Below are 17,079 nucleotides of genomic sequence, written 5' to 3'. Positions count from 1 at the left end.
CCTAACCCCCCTCCCCGCTAATTAAGATTCAATTGTCTTAACTAAGGGGCCAATGTAAGTTTCCTTTATGTTACTGCCATCAACCTTCTCTGCCTTGTAAACATAATACTTCTTACCTCTTTGACGTATCTTGTATTGCTCAGCTGAGAAAACCAGCCTATTAGCCAAAAATGAATTTCTAGTCCTTACATTCCGGAAATTTAATTGATGTAATCTCTGACTGTGCATTCGGAAAAACACAATATCTGTACAAATAGATAAATTCTTGTAGATGAGCTTAAGGTAGTATGGCCCACTATGGTTTTAGGTTAATGTAATTGATCTTGTTAACAATGCTCTTTTTCCCTCTGTCGGTTACTTTACATAGATTATGACGCGTTCGTAGGGTATGAAGACTGTGTCTAACATCCTTATTTATTTCAAACTAGTAAAAAAGAAATTAACCCCCTAGAGAAAATTTAGATTATTTTCTCATATTTGATTTGTTAGTTAGAGTAAAATAACTACTGAATAGAAAGAAAGGGAAAGAAACAAAATACTTTACTGTTGCTTTTTCTCTTCAATTGACTTACTTTTCGCTAACTTCTCGGTTTCACTCTCTCTCCACGGTTCTGCTTTTTCAGTGAACTTCACATTAGATTTCATTCCAGCTAACTTCTTTGCTACTTCTTCTGAATAGTTTAAGTCATAGAGCCTACTGAACATTATTCTCTGGGCAGCTGGACTACCAGCACCATGAACTGACTCTATCATAAAAGCAACACCAATGCTCACGTTCTCTAAAAGCCTTACCATTCTTAATCTATCTTCAGCAGTATAACCTTCTACTCCTTGTAAGTATTTTGCAATATACTCTCTTAGTTTAGGGTTCTTTAGATCCCACTCGCTTGGAGCAGTTCCTATAATTCCTCCTGCTACGTCTATTGCTAATTGTGATATCTGTGCGGGAAACCTAGCTACTAGGTGCTTTGTAACATTTGCGTGCATAGGGTTTACCCACCAGCAGTTAGGACAAGGCTGAACCGCATTTAGACTTGCGGCAATTCCTGCAGCATACATTGTCTCAGTGAGGAAAATCTCTTCTGTTAACTTTTCTTGAATGTGAGAAGCTTTCTCAACTCCAACTTGCTTTGCTAAGTTGTATGTGGCTCCGATTATTACATCACCCAGACCTGCTTTACATCCTCCGTAACCTTGCCTATGGTATGCAGAGAATATTTCCACGAGCTGTGAAGTGTATTGCCAGTCCCTTAGTAAGAACACCCTTTCCATTGGAACAAATACGTTGTCAAATATTACCAGCCCCTCATGATTGTAGAAATAAGGTAATGCATCTATGTCTCCTCCTTCCATTCTCCTTGCGTCGTTTAATTGTCTTCCAACTATGATCTTAATCCCTTCTGTGTCAGTAGGTATAGAGAATGCTATAGCGTAGTCTTGATCTTCAGGACCCATTGCCCTAGTTGGGAGTACTACTATTTCTTCGCTGGCAGCTACACCTGTAATGTTTGCTTTTGCACCGGAAACGTATATACCATCTTTTGTTACTTCTGTAACTCTCACGTAAGCGTCTTTGTTCTTTTGCTGACTCGGCTTCAATGTCCTGACTCCTTTTGCATCTGTCATCGCTCCGGCTAATGCTAAGTCCTTCTTTTGAACAGTCTTCAAGTACTCAACAAATCTTTCTTTAGGCTCAGTCTTACCCTTTTGTGCCATTAACTCCGTTATGATATACAATGTGTTAAGTGCGTCAAAACCTACGCACCTCTGGAAACAAGCTCCAGTTTTATGGCTTATTTTTCTTAAGAGTTTTACCTTAGCGGCTAAGTCATCTGACGATCTGTGAATATGATTAAATCTGTTTACTTCTTCGTTAATGAAAGGACTCCATGCCCTTGCAAGCTCCTTGGTATCCTCTTCCCACGGAGCATCAAAGGTAGCCTTAAATGCCATTATTGAAGGTTTAAGAAATGGGTGAGTGGTTACGTCTTTTACTTCTTTACCCATCACGTAAATTTCAGCCTTGTTCCTAACTTTTATTGCCTCTAAATATTGCTCACCAGTTCTTAGTCCCATGGGTATACATTGGTGTTTAAAGTTTTTAAACTTTCGTATAACCAAAATTATCAATTTTATAAATAGGATATAATAAATAAAAAAGGAGCAAGAATATAGTGTATTTTACCTTATCTTTTTATTTTTTCTATCTATTACACGTTTATTTCTTCTTTCTCTGATCAAGGAAGACTTGTAACTTATATCCAGTCCAGACGCTCTGACCAGGTTTTAACCACTCTATCTCTACGTCATCAGGATTTATACCTAATCTACTGGCTAGAATCTCCTTAGCTTGTCTGTCGTATTGAGGATCAACTAATTCCTTTCTTGTCTCTATCTTAATCTTCAGCTTATCCATTTCGTTATCGTAAATCACAAGGTTGAACATACCGGTCGTATCAGGTATCTCATTTACAGCGTCTTCAACATATATTGGGAATAATAGTTTACCTTTCACTCTGAACATCCATTCAACCCTTCCAGGTATAGGTTCTGCGAATCTCATGTGAGTAATACCATATACTGGATCAGGATCTGTTATGAACTCGTTCTTTACATAATCACCTAGGCTGTACCTGATCAAAGGCATGGTGAAATGATTTAACAATGTTGCTATTAGCTCTCCTCTCTCCCCTTCGGAAACTGGTTCATCGGTCTTAGGATCTACTATATCGAATATCTCCATGTCCTCCCACACTACCAATTGTCCTTCCGAACCAGGTACCTCTATGGCCATATGGCCGTCAGTAGTACCCCAAACACTTATGGCTAACTTAGCGTTAGGGTGTACTTGGAATAGTTTCTTCTTTGTATTTTCTGCCGCAGCCCCTCCGTGGAGTAGTAGGACTTTGAATGGTGTTTCCCATCCTTCAAGCTTAGCTTCCTCTCCAATAAGTCTGTGCAGCCATGGGGTTGTTGCGAATACGTCGACTTTCCACAATTTGAATATCAACATGTGTCTGTTTTTCCATGAGAAGAAAGTCTCTCCTCCTCCAGCAATCGCTGTAGCACCACATCTCCACATTGCAGTTTCAACTACTGGGGGACCCCAACTATAGAAGCCGCTCATGTTGAGGTAATTGGCATAAACTACTGTTGGTTTTACTCCAGCAAAAGACCAAAGGTACCTAGCTTGTCCCTCTTGGAAGTAGTCTAGTTCTAAAGCACCCCAACCTTGGAAGGTCGGAAGACCCGTAGAACCAGATGTAGCGCCTACAAATCTTATTCTCTTGGCAAGCTCGGGATGCATTATAGTTCCGAACGGAGGATTAGCTTGAAGATCTTTTCTCAGTTCATCTTTTCTCAGAATCGGTATCTTCACAACATCTTTCCAGCCCTTGATCATGCCTGGCTCGAAGCCTTTACTCCTCCAATAGTTTCTGTAAAACGGAATGTTATCCCAAGCCCATTTGACTATTCTCTTAAGCCTGAATGTCTTCAGCTTTTCTAACTCTTCTCTGGGCATTGTCATCACTTTTTTGTTCCACAATTTCTCAGAGGGGTCTGGAGGATATACGTTTCTTATAAAATTCTCTCTCCTGAGTTCTTGATGAATCGCCTCATATTCGGCTAATACACTTGACATATACTTAGATTGTATAAACTATTTAAAAAGTATTAATATTTGTGAAAGCCTTCTCCTTTGCTCTTCCCGATCTTACCTTCAGACACAAGTTTGCTAAGAAGCTCCGTGGGCTTATACGCTTGATAACCCTTAGAATATATGTCCTCGAGGTTCTTCAATATCTTATCTAGACCTACTTCATCTGCCATCTCCATTAACCCCTTTGGGAAGTTGAAACCATATATCATTACCGTATCTACGTCCTTAGCAGACACTATACCATTTTCTATCATCCAACTAGCTTCATTAACGGCAAGTGAGAGCAACCTAGCAGGATCGACCTTGCTTGATTCGGGCAGTTGGACTTTAGCGTATTTACCGGGGGCGGGGTATGTATAGAATCCTTTTCCTGTTTTAACCCCCAAGTTTTTCTCGTTTACTTTGGTTTTGAACATTAAGCAGTTTACATCAGGAGTTCCTCTGACAACCAGTACATTCCAAATATCTACTACCACGTCGAGTCCTACGTAATCAGCAAGTTCAAATAAGCCCATTGGTAACTTAAGTTTATTCCTAGCAGTACTATCAACTTCTTCTATTTTAGCTTCTCCGCTCTCTACTTCCCTACATGCTTCCTGAAGTAGTCTGATAAATATCCTATTAGAGACAAAGCCTGGTATTTCATATTTTAAACTCACGGGGATCTTATTCATTTTTTTAGCTAAGTCTATTGTTAAGTCTATTGTTTCTCGATTTGTGTATTTACTTGGAATTACTTCCACGAGTTTCATTATAACTGGAGGATTAAAGAAGTGCATCCCTATCACTTTCTCCTTTCTATTTGTCGCCTCTGCTATATCTGAAATGGGGATAGACGACGTGTTAGTTGCCAAGACTGCATGTGACGGCATAACAGTGTCTAAAGTCCTGAACACAGTTCTCTTAAGCTCTAGCTTTTCAGGAACAGCCTCAATGGCAAAATCTGCATCTTTAGCAATGTCATAAGAGGTGTTAAAGGATATTCTATCCAAGACAGCTTTAGCATCACTTATCTGTTTTCTTTCTGCTAGCTTGTTCAGGGACTCTGAAATGCGTTCTTTAGCCTTATTTAAAAAATCCCAAGATATGTCTATTAGAGCAACTTCAAACCCAGAAAGTGCAGCTACCTCAGCTATTCCATGTCCCATTGTACCTGCTCCAACTACAGCTATTTTACTAATCATCATGTAAGAGAGAAAAAAGTAGATTATAAATAACCATGTTTTTACACCTTTTTTATTATCGTAAGTGTTTTTATACCAGATTACTAAAGTATAAATATGAGTTTGGAGCTACAAGTAAATTATCGTAAAGCGGAGGAAAAAGATTGGGAAAAAGTTCTAGAACTTTATAACTCTTTATCGCCTGAAGATCTTTATTTACGTTTCTTTTCTTATCATAGGCTTGCACCCGAAGAAGCAAAAAAGATAGTGAGCGGAGGGGATCATTACACTATAGTAGCCGAATCTGAAGGAAAAATAATAGGAGAAGGAACTTTATATAATGATGGTGAATTCGCTCTAGTCGTTCACCCAAATTATAGAAGAATAGGGATAGGAACTGAGATTGTGAGAAAATTGATAGAGAAGGCTAAAGAAGATAAATTGTGTGGAGTGAAATTTTACACTCTACCAGATAATTATCCCATGATAAGAATAGGGAAAAAGCTCGGATTTACGATTAGTGAAGATGTTGATGAGGTTTTTGGTTATTTAAAGCTAAATTGTAGTTAAAAATAATTAAAAATTATGAGAGAGTAAATTAACAAAGTTTAAAGTAACTTTTATTAAATTATAATACGAATGTTTATTGTAGTGAACAACCATTACTGGAAAAAAGCTAATAAGCAAAAAGACTCAAGCTCCTTGCGAGACTGCTATAAAAGACGTGATACCTGCAATTAGGAGTATTTTAGCTCAGGAGTTAATTAAAAGAGGTTATTCTCAAAAAGATATAGCTGAACTACTCGGTATATCTGTTGCGGAGGTAAACTATCTTATTAAAGGTAAGAGAGGAGACTTAGAAATAAAGAAAGAGCTGGAAAACGATGAAGACTTCGTCGATTTAATAAATTCCTTTGTAAATAAACTATTAAATGAGAAAGATAACGAGGATGTTGTGATCTCACTATGCCCTCTATGCAGTTACGCTAGGAGAAAAGTCTTAAAACAGGATTCGGCTTGTCCTTATGATATATGATGAGCTTCCAGGCTCTGGAACCGTGAAGATAGATTGCAAGCGCTGATTTACGTAGTCTTGCTTTTCTACTATCCTCCCAAAACTTCTTTCCTTCATTTCAGTTAAGTTTATTTTCTTTGTCTCCAAATCGATTTTAGTACATGATCGATAATGGGCCCGTAGCTCAGCAAGGTAGAGTGCCGGGCTCCAGATATGGAGAACATTGGGTCTAACGACCCCTTTACGGGGGATGAGCGGTATCTGGAAGAGAGAGACCCGGTGGTCCGGGGTTCAAGTCCCCGCGGGCCCATTATTTTTAATACTTGGCTTTTCTTCTGTTCATGCATATAAAGATTTTAAACAGTATAAGCGGTATTATATTTGATGAGTCAAGAGAGAAGAATTAAGGTTCTCGTGGCTAAGTTAGGTTTAGACGGACATGATAGAGGGGCTAAAGTAATTGCAAGGGCTTTGAAAGATGCGGGTATGGAAGTAGTCTACACGGGATTAAGACAAACACCTGAGCAAATAGTTAAAGCAGCTTTGCAAGAAGACGTGGATGTCATAGGAGTTAGCATACTAAGCGGGGCACACTTAGAACTGGTTCCTTTGGTAGTTCAACAAATGAAAGAAAAAGGATTAAACGACGTAGTGCTGGTAGTAGGAGGAGTTATTCCCCCACAAGACATACCTAAGTTGAAAGAGATTGGAGTTGACGAAGTATTTTTACCCGGATCAAGTTTGAAGGAGATTACCGAGAAAATAACCAAAGCGGTAGCTACTAAGAGGGGCTTAAAGATTGCTTCTTGAAAGAGCGCTTGAGGGAGACGAGCTATCAATCTCACGTCTTTTAACAAAGATTGAATATATGTCCAGTGAAGGGTTAGAGAGTTTACAAGAATTAATGAAGAGATCAGGAAAAGCTCATGTAGTGGGAATAACAGGTTCTCCCGGAAGTGGTAAGAGCACCTTAATCGGAGAGTTAATCAAAGAATATGTAAGTAGAGGTCATAGAGTAGGTGTAATACTGATAGATCCTTCAAGTCCGTTTAGCATGGGATCTTTCATGGGCAATAGGATAAGATTGACAAGTGTTGAGGAAAAGAATGTATTCGTTAGGAGTATTGCCTCGAGGGGCCATCTAGGAGGTATATCTTCTGAGGCACTGATGCTTATTGAAGCATTAGACGGTCTTGGCTTCGACAGAATTATAGTTGAAACTGTAGGAGCTGGACAGACAGATACAGACGTAGTAAACGGAGTTCACACGATCGCTGTAGTAAACGTTCCGGGGACTGGGGATGAAATACAAGCTTTGAAAGCAGGAATTATGGAAATAGGGGATGTATACGTAGTAAATAAAGCTGATAAAGTAGAAGCAGAAATGCTGTTTAACGTCTTACGCTTTGCTATCGACACAGCAGAAGTTGATTATAGAGACGGATGGAAGCCTAAGCTTGTAAAGACGATAGCTACTAAAGGAGTAGGGATTAAAGAAACTGTAGATATTTTTGAGGAACATCTGGAATATTTGAAGCAAAAAGGTATCTTCGATAAGAGAATAAGAGAAAGAAGAATTAAGATGATGGAGTTATTATTGAGGAAGAAAGTAAACGACGTTATAACAAAAATCATTAGGGAAAACGACGAGATAATATCGAAGAAGCTTAATGAGGAACGCGATATAATAGGTATTCTAAATAAAATGTATAAACTAGTTAAGGAAACTATGTGAGTCTTCTACTTTGGTATTACGCCTTGCCTTTTTAGCTCCCTGACTACTAACTCTCCTATCCTTGAAAGACCGTAGTACTTATGATGTGTTCTAGTCTCCTTTTTTGGCTTAGACCTTCTCTCCCTAAATTTTATTATTTTAGCTTGAGCCTCTTCTAGTAGACCCATTCTCTCCAATTCCTCTAACTTATGTGTTATCTCTTCTAACGGCTTATGCAAAAGCTTTGAATAAGTTAGAGCGTGATCTGCATTTACCTCATCAGCTATCTTAAGAATATCCAAGGCGAACTGGTCGTTTTTAACTAAATCAATATATGCCTTTATCAATTCCTTCTCATCTAACTGTCTTAATAAGTGGTCTCCTTCTCTGGTCAAAGTGTAGTAAGTATGGTGTTTATGAACTTCTTTACTGAGCTTAAACTTTGCTTCTGTATTTTTCAGCGTAGCACCATGAACTCTTTCAATTAATCCCAACCTTTCTAGCCGGTCTAGTAATTCGACTACTTCTTGAATGGGAATTTTTGTATTCAACATTATTGACTTTCCATAGTCAACATTAGCCTTCCTTAAATGTTTCATTACCTCCAGAAGTCTCTTATCCTTAAGAACTTCCATTAGTTTTTTTCTCAACTCCTCATCCATAATTCACTCTCCCTTCAGGAAGTTGACTATAGCGTTGTTAAACCTTACATTATCATCTAGATAACATGCGTGTTGCTTGCCTACTATCACAAGCTTCGCCGTGTTTAAGGTCTTCATTATAAGCTCAGCATTACTTCTAGGAGATACTGAATCTTTCTCACCCCAAATCAGAAGAATTCTCTTGCCTACTAAGTTCTTCAACTTGTTCTTATAAGCGGGAACACCTACAGCTCCGACTAATACCAATCCATCTACCATGTCCGGGTTATCTACAGCGAATCCTAATACTGCTTCTCCACCCATGGAAGCACCTAATAAGTATGCTTTGCTTATCCCTAAGGTGTCCATAAAGTCCTTTATAAAAGATGAAAGTGATTCAAAGTCTCCATTAGTAGACTTACCAAAGCCTGGAAAATCTACCGAGATTGCTCTATATTCCGCATTGGATATACTTTCTACTGTCTTAGTTTCGACCCATGTATGAGCGTTAAATCTCGCACCGTGAAATAGGAGAAAAGGTTTTCCACTTCCTTCTTCAATAAAGTGTATTTTAGCACCTTTTACATCGACATATTTGTCTTGCATAATTTAAAATATTTGACATCATCTAAAAACTTATTTCCTTAATTTTATACTTTGTTTTCTTATTTACTCATTTTTATCAATAAATTTGAGAACGAAATCCAAGAGGTTATCATTTAATTGATACCTACCTACTTCGATATTCCATGACCTCACCACCCTAACATATTTCATAAATGATGAAACGGGAACTATCCATGGAGGATAAGTAAAGAGACCTATAACTTTTTTAAATTCCTCAATTAAGAATACTTTACCCGGTGTAACTACAAACATTAAATCTACATCTAAAGATGCGTAGTTAGGGGAAAGTGCATCGTTATATGACTCGATTAATACGTTCTTGTAATTCTGAAAGACTCTCCGTGTACACTTCTCGGTTATCATAGGCGAAGAATCAACAAGCTCTCGAAGTTTTTCCTTAGAAACTTCGGTAGCCTTAAAAATCTTCTGTAAGTGTAAAATTTTTGCCGTTAATGATTCTGGGATAACCTTTTCGAAATCTTGTAGTGAGAAATGAAATACCGATTCACAGTCGAAGACACGTAACATTACAATAACTCCTTCATTTATCAGTTCCTTGTAAAGCCTTACATCAAAGTTTATCTTTTGTAAATCTGGAGGTGCTAGTAATACTGCAAATGGGTTAATCTCGTTTATTATGTTTGTTATTCCGCTCTTTTCACTTTTATATCGCATTATTTCGTCATAATATTTTAGCGCATCATTCCCAACTAGAGCGTTTAACTCCTCACTTCTCAAGAGTGTCGAAAAGCTGTACCAAGCGTTATGACCAGCCACTGGTTTGTGAGGAAAAATTTCTATTCCATTTTGCATTAAGGTTGATAATAAAGATAAGGAAAAAGTAGTTTTACCCGAGTCAAACTGTAATAATCCATTTACTAATACTCTCATCCCAATGATCTTCTTATTTTAGCCATTTCTAAAAGGTAATTCTTAGCTTCATCTACGTGTCCTTCTTTCAACGCCAATAACGCCAGACTTGTCATTAAGTTATGCTTTCTACTTACGTAGTCATTTCCCCCAATGTGTATCCCTAACTGGTGTTCTACGAAGTCGATATCTCCTTTTATCTTATCCAGTGTATCCTTATCCACGTTCCAAATTTGTTTGATTAGTTCAAGGGACTCTAAGCTGATGAATCTGGCAGCGCATTGAATGTCATACTTAAAGTATTTGTAGTTCTGTGAAAATACCTCGAATTCCTTCTCGTTAAGTTTGCCTAAAGAGGAAATTCCAATTATTTCAGGAGGTATACCTAGGCTATAAAGCGCACCAGTAAACGATATCGCTCTGGGTAACGTTACCTTACCTGTACTTCTCGAATATCCAAACAATCCTATATGTAACTTTCTGGCTCTTCTTCTTGGTAGTAAAAGAGCTATTTTATTTATAACATCTGCCAAGTTCTCTATTATAGGTTGATAACTCTCAGTATACAATCTAGCTATCTTTTTAAGAATCTCTTCCTCATCATCACTCAGTATAGGTTTCTCCTGAACTTCCCTCTCGTTAACTTTCCTTATGGCACTCACTACTTGATCGTCTTCATAATCATATTTGAAAGCCGACTGAACTGTATAAGTATAAACACCTCTATATTCGTCCATTGTCCTATCTACATTCTCAGGACTAAAATGACCTCTAAACGGTAATGCTCCTACCCCTAACATAGGGAAGAAAGATATGTTAAGTTGTTTCTCTATCTTCCCTAGCCTACTAAGTGCGTATTTCACCGAAAGTATAGCGGATATCATCCCGTAGTTCATTGCAGGGTCCGACCTCGCCAGAAACACCCTCATATAAGGAGGTCTAAGCGCTTTAACATAACCGCCTAGTATCTCATCTATTCTCAGCATAGAATCTCTGTCTTCGATGAGCGGTATTATTTCGATTTTTTTAGGGTTTATCTCACCTATAAGGTCTTTCACGTAAATATCATCGACGAGTTTTACGTCCTCTGTATTGACTATCACGTTCTCATAGTATTTTACGATAGAGATCAACTCTTTGTAATCAGTAGTGAAAGGAAGAATCACCTCGAATACCGGAGGGGTAGGTTTTGTATCATAGAATTTCTCTGCCAAGTCATAGGTGATCGGAATACTTTGAAGAGTTTCCGCGAATACCTTCTTTTCTGCTCCCTCAATCTTCGGGTTCGGAATTCTGTATGTTAGGAATATGTCCCTACCTAATACTTTTTCCTTGAAAAACTCAGGGTATTGGGAAAGTAGTTTTCTAACTACGTGAGTATCTACGTCTTTTCCCTCTGCGTCCCACATGACCTCATCCACGCCATAATGGGAATACGCTAAAAAAGCCTCAATTACTTCGCCTTCACCGCTTATTACTTCGCCCTTATTCCACTCAGGCACTCTGGCATTGTCAGGGTGTTGAGTTGACATAGTCTTAGGTATTTTCCTCATATTAGTAACGCGTGTGAAAATATGATATAAAAGCTTAAATTATTAAAACTTGTGGGTTAGATGATTACTTATGCCGTTAAGTAAAGGTATAGATGCCCCTGATTTTGAAGCTGAAGCAACCACTGGTAAAGTTAAACTATCCGATTATAAAGGCAAATCAATAGTAGTTCTTTACTTCTACCCTAAGTCATTCACACCAGGCTGTACTAGGGAAATACAGAGGTTTGTTGAACTGTATGATCAGTTCAAGGAACTATCCGCTGAAGTCATAGGAGTAAGCGTAGATTCTTTAAGCACTCAAAAGAGGTTCGCTGAGAAATACAACGCAAAATTCCCAGTTGTTTCAGATAAAGAGAAAAAGATAAGCGAGGCTTATCAAGTATTAAATGAAAAGGGAACAAGTGCACAAAGAGTCACTTTTATAATAGATGAAAATGGGAAAATCGTAGAGGTTCTTGAGAAGTTAAAGAAAGCAGAAGAACACGCAGATAAGGCCTTAGAAATAGTAAAGAAAATGAGAGGGAAATAAAAAAGCGTTTAAATCCTAGTCTTTGATTATCCTTTTATATACTTTGTTTTTGAACGCCTCTACCGGATTATTCAGCACCTCAGGTATGTGATCTACTATATCTGTAGCTACTAAGTGTTCACCGAGTTTTTGATATGCTATAGAACCTGCTAAGCTGTTCACAAAGACCCCCATATATGCTGAAGTATATGGATCAATCCTTTGAGCCATAAACGTAGCCACGATTCCCGTAAGTGTATCACCTGTACCTCCTATCGCCAAAGCAGGGTTACCAGTTTTATTCAACCTAAACTCCGAACCATTACTTACTACATCCACATAACCTTTCAGTAATACTGTGCATTTACACCTTTTAGCAGCGTCAATAACTTGTTTAACCCTCTCCCTTATAGATTCCTTTACAGTCTCTCCGAAGAAAATCTTGAATTCACCAGCATGAGGAGTTATTACAACGTTTGGGTAAAGTTCCCTCCCAGCATTGGCTTTGAGAGCATCGGCGTCAATTACAGCTGGTTTATTTAATGACTTAAGGTAGTCTACGATGACTCTAGAGGCTTCAACTGTTTCAGGCTCCATACCCATACCGGGGCCTATAACCACAACATCCGCTCTATCTACCCACGGTCTAAGCTCCTCTAAATTCTCCTTTGATATGTTTCTACCCTTAAGTTTTATAGATATTAAATCAGGTGAGAAGCCAGCTATTATCCTTGCTGTTTCTTCGGGAGAGGCGACATAAACCAAATCGGCTCCGGTTCTCAGAGCAGCTAGTGCTGATAGCGTAGGAGCACCACTGAAAGTATGACTTCCACCTATAATTAGAATCCTCCCGTTATCGCCTTTTTTGGCTCTGTAATCCCTCTTCCTTATGTTTATGACAACGTCTCCAGGTCCCACATAGATCTCTGCTTCCTTCGGAATTCCAATTTTCTTTACGACCGTTTTCTCCGAAAAACGTTGAAGACCGGGCTTTAGATCATGGAATGTCACTATCAAGTCGGGGTTTACATATTCTCCTGGTGCGCCACCAGTATCAGGATCTACTCCAGATGGTACATCTATGGAAACCTTGAACCCTTTGCTTTCATTGAAAACTTTTATTGCTGTCGCAAAAGGCTCTCTGGGTTTACCAGAGAATCCAGTACCGAGCATTGCGTCTATTAATACGTCAGTCTGGACTGGAGAAAGTTGGGATATATCTTTTACCTCTGTTATTTTTACGGAATAGTCCATCTCTTCTATTGCATTAAGGTTTAAGGCAGCATCCTTGTGTTTATTTTCCCCAAATAAGAAAACCTCTACCTCTGCCCCATCTCCTGCAAGATGTCTAGCCGCTACTAATCCATCTCCACCTTTTCCACCATGTCCCACAAATACCTTGACCTTAAGGCCTTCAGGATTAAACCTCTTTATTATTTCATCTCTAATGTTCCTGCCGGCGTTCTCCATGAGTAATAATGTAGGTACTCCTAAGGCTTCGCTGTTTATTTCCAGAGCCCTCATCTTCTTTGAGGAGATCATAGCAAATTAATATTATCCGTCAATATATGAAAATTCTTTCTCAGACTCGGGTTACCTCGTCACTCTTCAGCATTGGAGTTATTCATCACCTTTTTTCAAATATTTTTATAACACGAGAGCTTTTTAATTATTGAGGGTTAAATGAAAGGAACACAAACACAAATGGGACTAAAAGGGCTGTTTATGGCTAATTCTGAAGACCACCTACTTCTCTCATTCACGTCAGAAAAATTGTACCAACTTAACAAAAAGGAAGAGTCTCAAATGGTAAAAGAGAAGTCCCTCGTAGAGCTAGGTCACGCGAGGGGAATACTTGAAAAACTCATAAAATATATGGGAGTTGACAGTATGAGAGAGTGGTTAAATGAAATCAAGAATAAGAAAGGTGAAGATGTTAAAGAGGAATTTATGCTTACGTCTACTGTATACCTCTTAAGCAAGCTCTTGTCAGAAAAAGTCAGTGATATAAAAGAGAAAGAAGAGCTTACGAAACAAGCGGAGATTTACTATCAAAAAGCTAAGGAAATTTACGATAAACTTCTTGAATCTAACGTAAATATAGCCTAAACTTCACTAAATTTTTTTAGATATATACGAAAAATGCTTAACAAATCTTTATATATCCGATTAAGATAAAGATAAGTCGGGTACCTAAATGGTCTATCTCGCCCTCGAAAAAATATTAAACGAGTTTGCTGAGAAAGAAGGAAAAGAACACGTAGATACTTACAACAAAGTAGCCCTAACAGCAAAAGCTGAAGGCTACGCAGACGTAGAAGCAATGCTCTGCGCATACGCCGAGGAAGAAGCAAAAATAGCCAAAACAGCAAAGAACGTAAGCGAGCTCTTAAAGGTCAAAGCACTACTCAGCGAGTTTGCTGAGAAAGAAGGAAAAGAACACGTAGATACTTACAACAAAGTAGCCCTAACAGCAAAAGCTGAAGGCTACGCAGACGTAGAAGCAATGCTCTGCGCATACGCCGAGGAAGAAGCAAAAATAGCCCAAACAGCAAAGAACGTAGCTGCATAAACGATTGATTTTTATTCTTATTTTTCTTTTGGATAAGTTTTATTTGTTCTAGATCAGTTGAGATCTGGTAATACTATATACTTTCGCAAAATTATTAAATGTTTATCGAGCCTATTATTCTGATATGACGATAGGATATATAGTAGGTTCAGCAACTACCGAACAAGCAACAGCCCTTCTTGAAAAGAAGATAAGAAACGGGTATTACGTTGTAATAGAATACGATGACGAAAAAGTTTTAGGTTTAGTCACCCAGACTTTTACCGGCAGCCCACTCCTTGATAATAATTTAAGCGATATAGAATTCATACAAAAAATTAAGAAATTTAATAACTCGATCCCCTACTTTGTAAAGGCCAAGATTAAATTACTTTGCAAGTTAAACAGTACGTTATCAAGACCTGATATACCTCCAGTAGCTGGGTCACCTATAAGGCTTGCAACAGATGAAGAGCTAAGAAGTGTGTTTTCTAATGGTGAAATAAGGTTGGGTAGAGTGATAGGAACTAACGTAGAAGTTAAAATCAAACTTAACTCTCTGGCTAGACACTTAGCAATTTTAGCTGCAACAGGATCTGGAAAGTCCAATACCGTAGCCGTGCTTTCATCCCGGATAGCCGAGAACGGCGGCTCAGTTCTGATTTTCGATTATCACGGAGAATATTACGATAGTGAGATTCCTAGATTAAACCAAATAGAACCGAAGATTAATCCATTGTCTCTAACAGTTAGTGAGTTTGCAACCTTGCTAGAACTGAGAGAGAACGCTATAATTCAATATAGAATTTTAAGGAGGGCATTCAAGCAGTTTGTTGAGGAAGTCAAAAATGGCATAACCGAGAATACCATTAGTTTCGCTGAACTAAACACAAATTTCGTTCAGCTGTTGACAGAGAAAGTTAATGAAGTATCTAAGGATGAAAAAAGAAAAGATAGTAGAGATGAAGTACTGAATAAAATAGAGGACTTTGCGGATAGGTACAGCGAGGTAATAGACTTCACTTTCGGAGACGTAATAAATAGACTAAAAGTGGGTAGAGTAAATGTAGTTAACCTAAGCTCTCTAGACGAGGATGGTATAGACGCTGTAGTCGCCCATTACTTAAGAAGAATTTTACATGCCAGAAAGGAGAATAAGATTAAGAGAACCGGCGGTCTCAAGTTCCCTATCATATCTGTAATAGAAGAGGCTCATGTTCTATTATCGAAAGATGAAAACACGTTAACTAAACATTGGGCGGGTAGAATAGCCAGAGAAGGCAGGAAATTCGGTGTAGGCTTGATAATAGTCAGTCAGAGACCTAAAGGTCTTGACGAAAATATACTGAGCCAGATGACAAATAAAATAATTCTTAAGATAGTAGAACCTACAGACAAAAAATACGTTCTGGAAACAAGTGATAATCTAAGTGAAGATCTGGTAGAAGAGTTATCGTCCTTGGATACAGGGGAGGCTATAATAGTAGGTAATATCGTTAAGTTACCTGCTTTAGTTAAAATAGATAAGTTCGAAGGAAAATTAGCTGGAAATGACCCCGATCTAATCTCAGAATGGAAGAGTGTTAAAGAGGATGAAAATAAGCACATAGATACAGCCTTCTGGGGATAACCATGAGGATCTTACACGTTTCGGATACACACTTAGGGAAAAGACAATATGATAAGGACTTCAGGGAAGAAGATATATACGACACTTTCAGGCAAATAATTGATATAAGTATTAAAGAAAGAGTCAACGCTGTCATACATACAGGTGATTTCTTCGACAAGAACGAACCACCTAATAAAGCTATGTTGGTAGCCTTAAGAGAGCTTAAGAGATTAAAAGAGAAAGAAATACCTTTGATTGCTATTGCCGGTGACCATGATTCTCCGAAGAGAGGAAGTAATATTTTCCCGCAAAGAATATTAGAAGAAGAGGGTTTATTAATACTTCTTGATCATCAAAAGAACTATTACAAGCTAAATGACGTTGAAATTTTTGGCATCTCCCACGTTCCCTTGACGGGAGCCAACGCGTTAAAAGAGAAACTAGAAAAAATGAAACCTTCCTCTAGGAAGAGCATCTTAATGCTTCATCAAGGTGTAAATCCATTATTACCTTACCAATACAGTTATCAGCTGGAGGTATCAGATCTTCCCAAGGGATTTGGAATAATAACTATAGGACATTTCCATGATAGAATAAAACATGTTCTAGATGGAGGAACGCTCATAGAGATAGCTGGTTCACCAGATATTATAAGTGTAGCAGAACTCGAGGGATACCAAAAGAATAAGAAAGGTGTAACCGTTATCGATTACTCCACTAGTGAACCTTCTATACATTACATTAATACCGATATTAGACCGCAATTAGAAGTTACGATTAATACAGATAATCTAGAAAAAGATGTTAAGTCTTTAGTTATCAAGCTTACGTCTTTAATAAACGAGTACAAGAAAAAACCAATTTTACATATTATACTTGAGGGAACTCCACGAAAGAAAAGTGAAATCGTAAGTAAGTTGAGAGAATTATCTAAAGTCTCAGAGTATTACAGAATAGCGAAGGATAATACGTCATATATAGACGAGACAAAAAACAACCCTAAAGTTTCTCCTACTTCGTCCCTAGATGAAATGATTATGGAGTATTTAGTCAAGGTCGCAAAATACACAGAGTCTAACGCGAAGTTAGTACTTTCAATACTTAAGGAAGAAAACGAAGATGAAGTATATAAGCTCCTTAGGAAATTTGCGGGGTTAGATTAAA

General features: G+C 38.1%; 18 protein-coding genes and 1 tRNA gene. 10 read left to right on the top strand and 9 right to left on the bottom strand.

Features of this window, described 5'->3' with window-relative positions:
• Positions 1 to 21 precede the first annotated feature (21 nt).
• The 4 genes from D1868_RS09475 to D1868_RS09460 all read right to left on the bottom strand — a co-directional run bounded on the left by D1868_RS09475 (position 22) and on the right by D1868_RS09460 (position 4,848).
• Complete coding sequence (locus tag D1868_RS09475) at positions 22 to 168, bottom strand: putative integrase (protein WP_231112372.1); 147 nt, start codon at positions 166 to 168, stop codon at positions 22 to 24.
• A 372-nt stretch (positions 169 to 540) separates the two neighbouring features.
• Positions 541 to 2,076, bottom strand: coding sequence for a 4-hydroxyphenylacetate 3-hydroxylase family protein (locus tag D1868_RS09470; protein WP_156007645.1), 1,536 nt, complete (start codon positions 2,074 to 2,076; stop codon positions 541 to 543).
• A 142-nt stretch (positions 2,077 to 2,218) separates the two neighbouring features.
• Positions 2,219 to 3,643, bottom strand: a complete 1,425-nt coding sequence (locus D1868_RS09465) for an acyl-CoA synthetase family protein (protein ID WP_156007644.1) — start codon at positions 3,641 to 3,643, stop codon at positions 2,219 to 2,221.
• Between the two features lie 32 nt (positions 3,644 to 3,675).
• Positions 3,676 to 4,848, bottom strand: coding sequence for a 3-hydroxyacyl-CoA dehydrogenase (locus D1868_RS09460; protein WP_156007643.1), 1,173 nt, complete (start codon positions 4,846 to 4,848; stop codon positions 3,676 to 3,678).
• Between the two features lie 93 nt (positions 4,849 to 4,941).
• On the opposite strand from D1868_RS09460, the gene D1868_RS09455 reads away from it, so the two are divergent.
• The 5 genes from D1868_RS09455 to meaB all read left to right on the top strand — a co-directional run bounded on the left by D1868_RS09455 (position 4,942) and on the right by meaB (position 7,574).
• Entirely contained in the window at positions 4,942 to 5,394 is a 453-nt protein-coding gene (locus D1868_RS09455; RefSeq protein ID WP_420824473.1) for a GNAT family N-acetyltransferase, read from the top strand.
• Positions 5,395 to 5,548: 154 nt separating this feature from the next.
• Positions 5,549 to 5,860 carry a transcriptional regulator gene (locus D1868_RS09450; protein WP_231112371.1) on the top strand — a complete coding sequence of 104 codons (312 nt, stop codon included), beginning with the start codon at positions 5,549 to 5,551 and terminating at the stop codon, positions 5,858 to 5,860.
• A 152-nt stretch (positions 5,861 to 6,012) separates the two neighbouring features.
• A tRNA-Trp gene (locus D1868_RS09445) sits at positions 6,013 to 6,149 on the top strand.
• Between the two features lie 71 nt (positions 6,150 to 6,220).
• On the top strand, positions 6,221 to 6,649 hold the full coding sequence (locus tag D1868_RS09440; RefSeq protein ID WP_156007642.1) for a cobalamin B12-binding domain-containing protein: 429 nt from the start codon (positions 6,221 to 6,223) through the stop codon (positions 6,647 to 6,649).
• Complete coding sequence (gene meaB, locus D1868_RS09435) at positions 6,639 to 7,574, top strand: methylmalonyl Co-A mutase-associated GTPase MeaB (RefSeq protein WP_231112370.1); 936 nt, start codon at positions 6,639 to 6,641, stop codon at positions 7,572 to 7,574. The genes D1868_RS09440 and meaB overlap by 11 nt, the downstream gene beginning before the upstream one ends.
• A gap of 5 nt (positions 7,575 to 7,579) precedes the next feature.
• On the opposite strand, the gene D1868_RS09430 is transcribed toward meaB, so the two are convergent.
• The 4 genes from D1868_RS09430 to ppcA all read right to left on the bottom strand — a co-directional run bounded on the left by D1868_RS09430 (position 7,580) and on the right by ppcA (position 11,244).
• On the bottom strand, positions 7,580 to 8,215 hold the full coding sequence (locus tag D1868_RS09430; protein WP_420824472.1) for a DUF2250 domain-containing protein: 636 nt from the start codon (positions 8,213 to 8,215) through the stop codon (positions 7,580 to 7,582).
• Positions 8,216 to 8,218: 3 nt separating this feature from the next.
• The gene (locus D1868_RS09425) at positions 8,219 to 8,800 is read right to left on the bottom strand and encodes an alpha/beta fold hydrolase (RefSeq protein ID WP_156007640.1); all 582 of its coding nucleotides are present in this window, start codon (positions 8,798 to 8,800) and stop codon (positions 8,219 to 8,221) included.
• 63 nt (positions 8,801 to 8,863) lie between these two features.
• The gene (locus tag D1868_RS09420; protein ID WP_156007639.1) at positions 8,864 to 9,712 is read right to left on the bottom strand and encodes a hypothetical protein; all 849 of its coding nucleotides are present in this window, start codon (positions 9,710 to 9,712) and stop codon (positions 8,864 to 8,866) included.
• A complete protein-coding gene (ppcA, locus tag D1868_RS09415; RefSeq protein ID WP_156007638.1) occupies positions 9,709 to 11,244 on the bottom strand; it encodes a phosphoenolpyruvate carboxylase in 1,536 nt (511 codons plus the stop codon). The genes D1868_RS09420 and ppcA overlap by 4 nt, the downstream gene beginning before the upstream one ends.
• A 70-nt stretch (positions 11,245 to 11,314) precedes the next feature.
• Here ppcA and D1868_RS09410 point away from each other — a divergent pair, with 70 nt between their 5' ends.
• Entirely contained in the window at positions 11,315 to 11,773 is a 459-nt protein-coding gene (locus D1868_RS09410; RefSeq protein ID WP_156007637.1) for a peroxiredoxin, read from the top strand.
• A gap of 15 nt (positions 11,774 to 11,788) precedes the next feature.
• On the opposite strand, the gene D1868_RS09405 is transcribed toward D1868_RS09410, so the two are convergent.
• Positions 11,789 to 13,294 (bottom strand): NAD(P)H-hydrate dehydratase, encoded by a 1,506-nt coding sequence (locus D1868_RS09405; protein WP_156007636.1) that lies wholly within the window; start codon positions 13,292 to 13,294, stop codon positions 11,789 to 11,791.
• Positions 13,295 to 13,435: 141 nt separating this feature from the next.
• Here D1868_RS09405 and D1868_RS09400 point away from each other — a divergent pair, with 141 nt between their 5' ends.
• The 4 genes from D1868_RS09400 (at position 13,436) to mre11 (ending at position 17,078) form a co-directional block, all read left to right on the top strand.
• Positions 13,436 to 13,861, top strand: a complete 426-nt coding sequence (locus tag D1868_RS09400) for a hypothetical protein (protein ID WP_156007635.1) — start codon at positions 13,436 to 13,438, stop codon at positions 13,859 to 13,861.
• Between the two features lie 88 nt (positions 13,862 to 13,949).
• Positions 13,950 to 14,324 (top strand): hypothetical protein, encoded by a 375-nt coding sequence (locus D1868_RS09395; RefSeq protein ID WP_156007634.1) that lies wholly within the window; start codon positions 13,950 to 13,952, stop codon positions 14,322 to 14,324.
• Between the two features lie 124 nt (positions 14,325 to 14,448).
• Positions 14,449 to 15,933: a DNA double-strand break repair helicase HerA gene (gene herA, locus D1868_RS09390; RefSeq protein ID WP_156007633.1), complete on the top strand. Its 1,485-nt coding sequence runs from the start codon at positions 14,449 to 14,451 to the stop codon at positions 15,931 to 15,933.
• Positions 15,934 to 15,935: 2 nt separating this feature from the next.
• Entirely contained in the window at positions 15,936 to 17,078 is a 1,143-nt protein-coding gene (mre11, locus tag D1868_RS09385; RefSeq protein ID WP_156007632.1) for a DNA double-strand break repair protein Mre11, read from the top strand.
• The last annotated feature ends 1 nt before the right edge of the window (position 17,079 follow it).

The sequence above is a fragment of the Stygiolobus azoricus genome (genome assembly GCF_009729035.1).
GTDB classification, from domain to species: domain Archaea; phylum Thermoproteota; class Thermoprotei_A; order Sulfolobales; family Sulfolobaceae; genus Stygiolobus; species Stygiolobus azoricus.
Note: the sequence above shows the minus strand (reverse complement) of the source record. Positions and strands in the feature narration are given on the sequence as shown.

Bases quoted from the DNA above. Each gene is read 5' to 3' on its own strand.
- ppcA (WP_156007638.1), bottom strand. From the start codon at position 11,244: ATGAGGAAAATACCTAAGACTATGTCAACTCAACACCCTGACAATGCC.
- D1868_RS09420 (WP_156007639.1), bottom strand. From the start codon at position 9,712: ATGAGAGTATTAGTAAATGGATTATTACAGTTTGACTCGGGTAAAACT.
- mre11 (WP_156007632.1), top strand. From the start codon at position 15,936: ATGAGGATCTTACACGTTTCGGATACACACTTAGGGAAAAGACAATAT.
- herA (WP_156007633.1), top strand. From the start codon at position 14,449: ATGACGATAGGATATATAGTAGGTTCAGCAACTACCGAACAAGCAACA.
- D1868_RS09465 (WP_156007644.1), bottom strand. From the start codon at position 3,643: ATGTCAAGTGTATTAGCCGAATATGAGGCGATTCATCAAGAACTCAGG.
- D1868_RS09430 (WP_420824472.1), bottom strand. From the start codon at position 8,215: ATGGATGAGGAGTTGAGAAAAAAACTAATGGAAGTTCTTAAGGATAAG.
- D1868_RS09410 (WP_156007637.1), top strand. From the start codon at position 11,315: ATGCCGTTAAGTAAAGGTATAGATGCCCCTGATTTTGAAGCTGAAGCA.
- D1868_RS09470 (WP_156007645.1), bottom strand. From the start codon at position 2,076: ATGGGACTAAGAACTGGTGAGCAATATTTAGAGGCAATAAAAGTTAGG.
- D1868_RS09460 (WP_156007643.1), bottom strand. From the start codon at position 4,848: ATGATGATTAGTAAAATAGCTGTAGTTGGAGCAGGTACAATGGGACAT.
- D1868_RS09405 (WP_156007636.1), bottom strand. From the start codon at position 13,294: ATGATCTCCTCAAAGAAGATGAGGGCTCTGGAAATAAACAGCGAAGCC.
- D1868_RS09455 (WP_420824473.1), top strand. From the start codon at position 4,942: ATGAGTTTGGAGCTACAAGTAAATTATCGTAAAGCGGAGGAAAAAGAT.
- D1868_RS09395 (WP_156007634.1), top strand. From the start codon at position 13,950: ATGGTCTATCTCGCCCTCGAAAAAATATTAAACGAGTTTGCTGAGAAA.
- D1868_RS09400 (WP_156007635.1), top strand. From the start codon at position 13,436: ATGAAAGGAACACAAACACAAATGGGACTAAAAGGGCTGTTTATGGCT.
- D1868_RS09425 (WP_156007640.1), bottom strand. From the start codon at position 8,800: ATGCAAGACAAATATGTCGATGTAAAAGGTGCTAAAATACACTTTATT.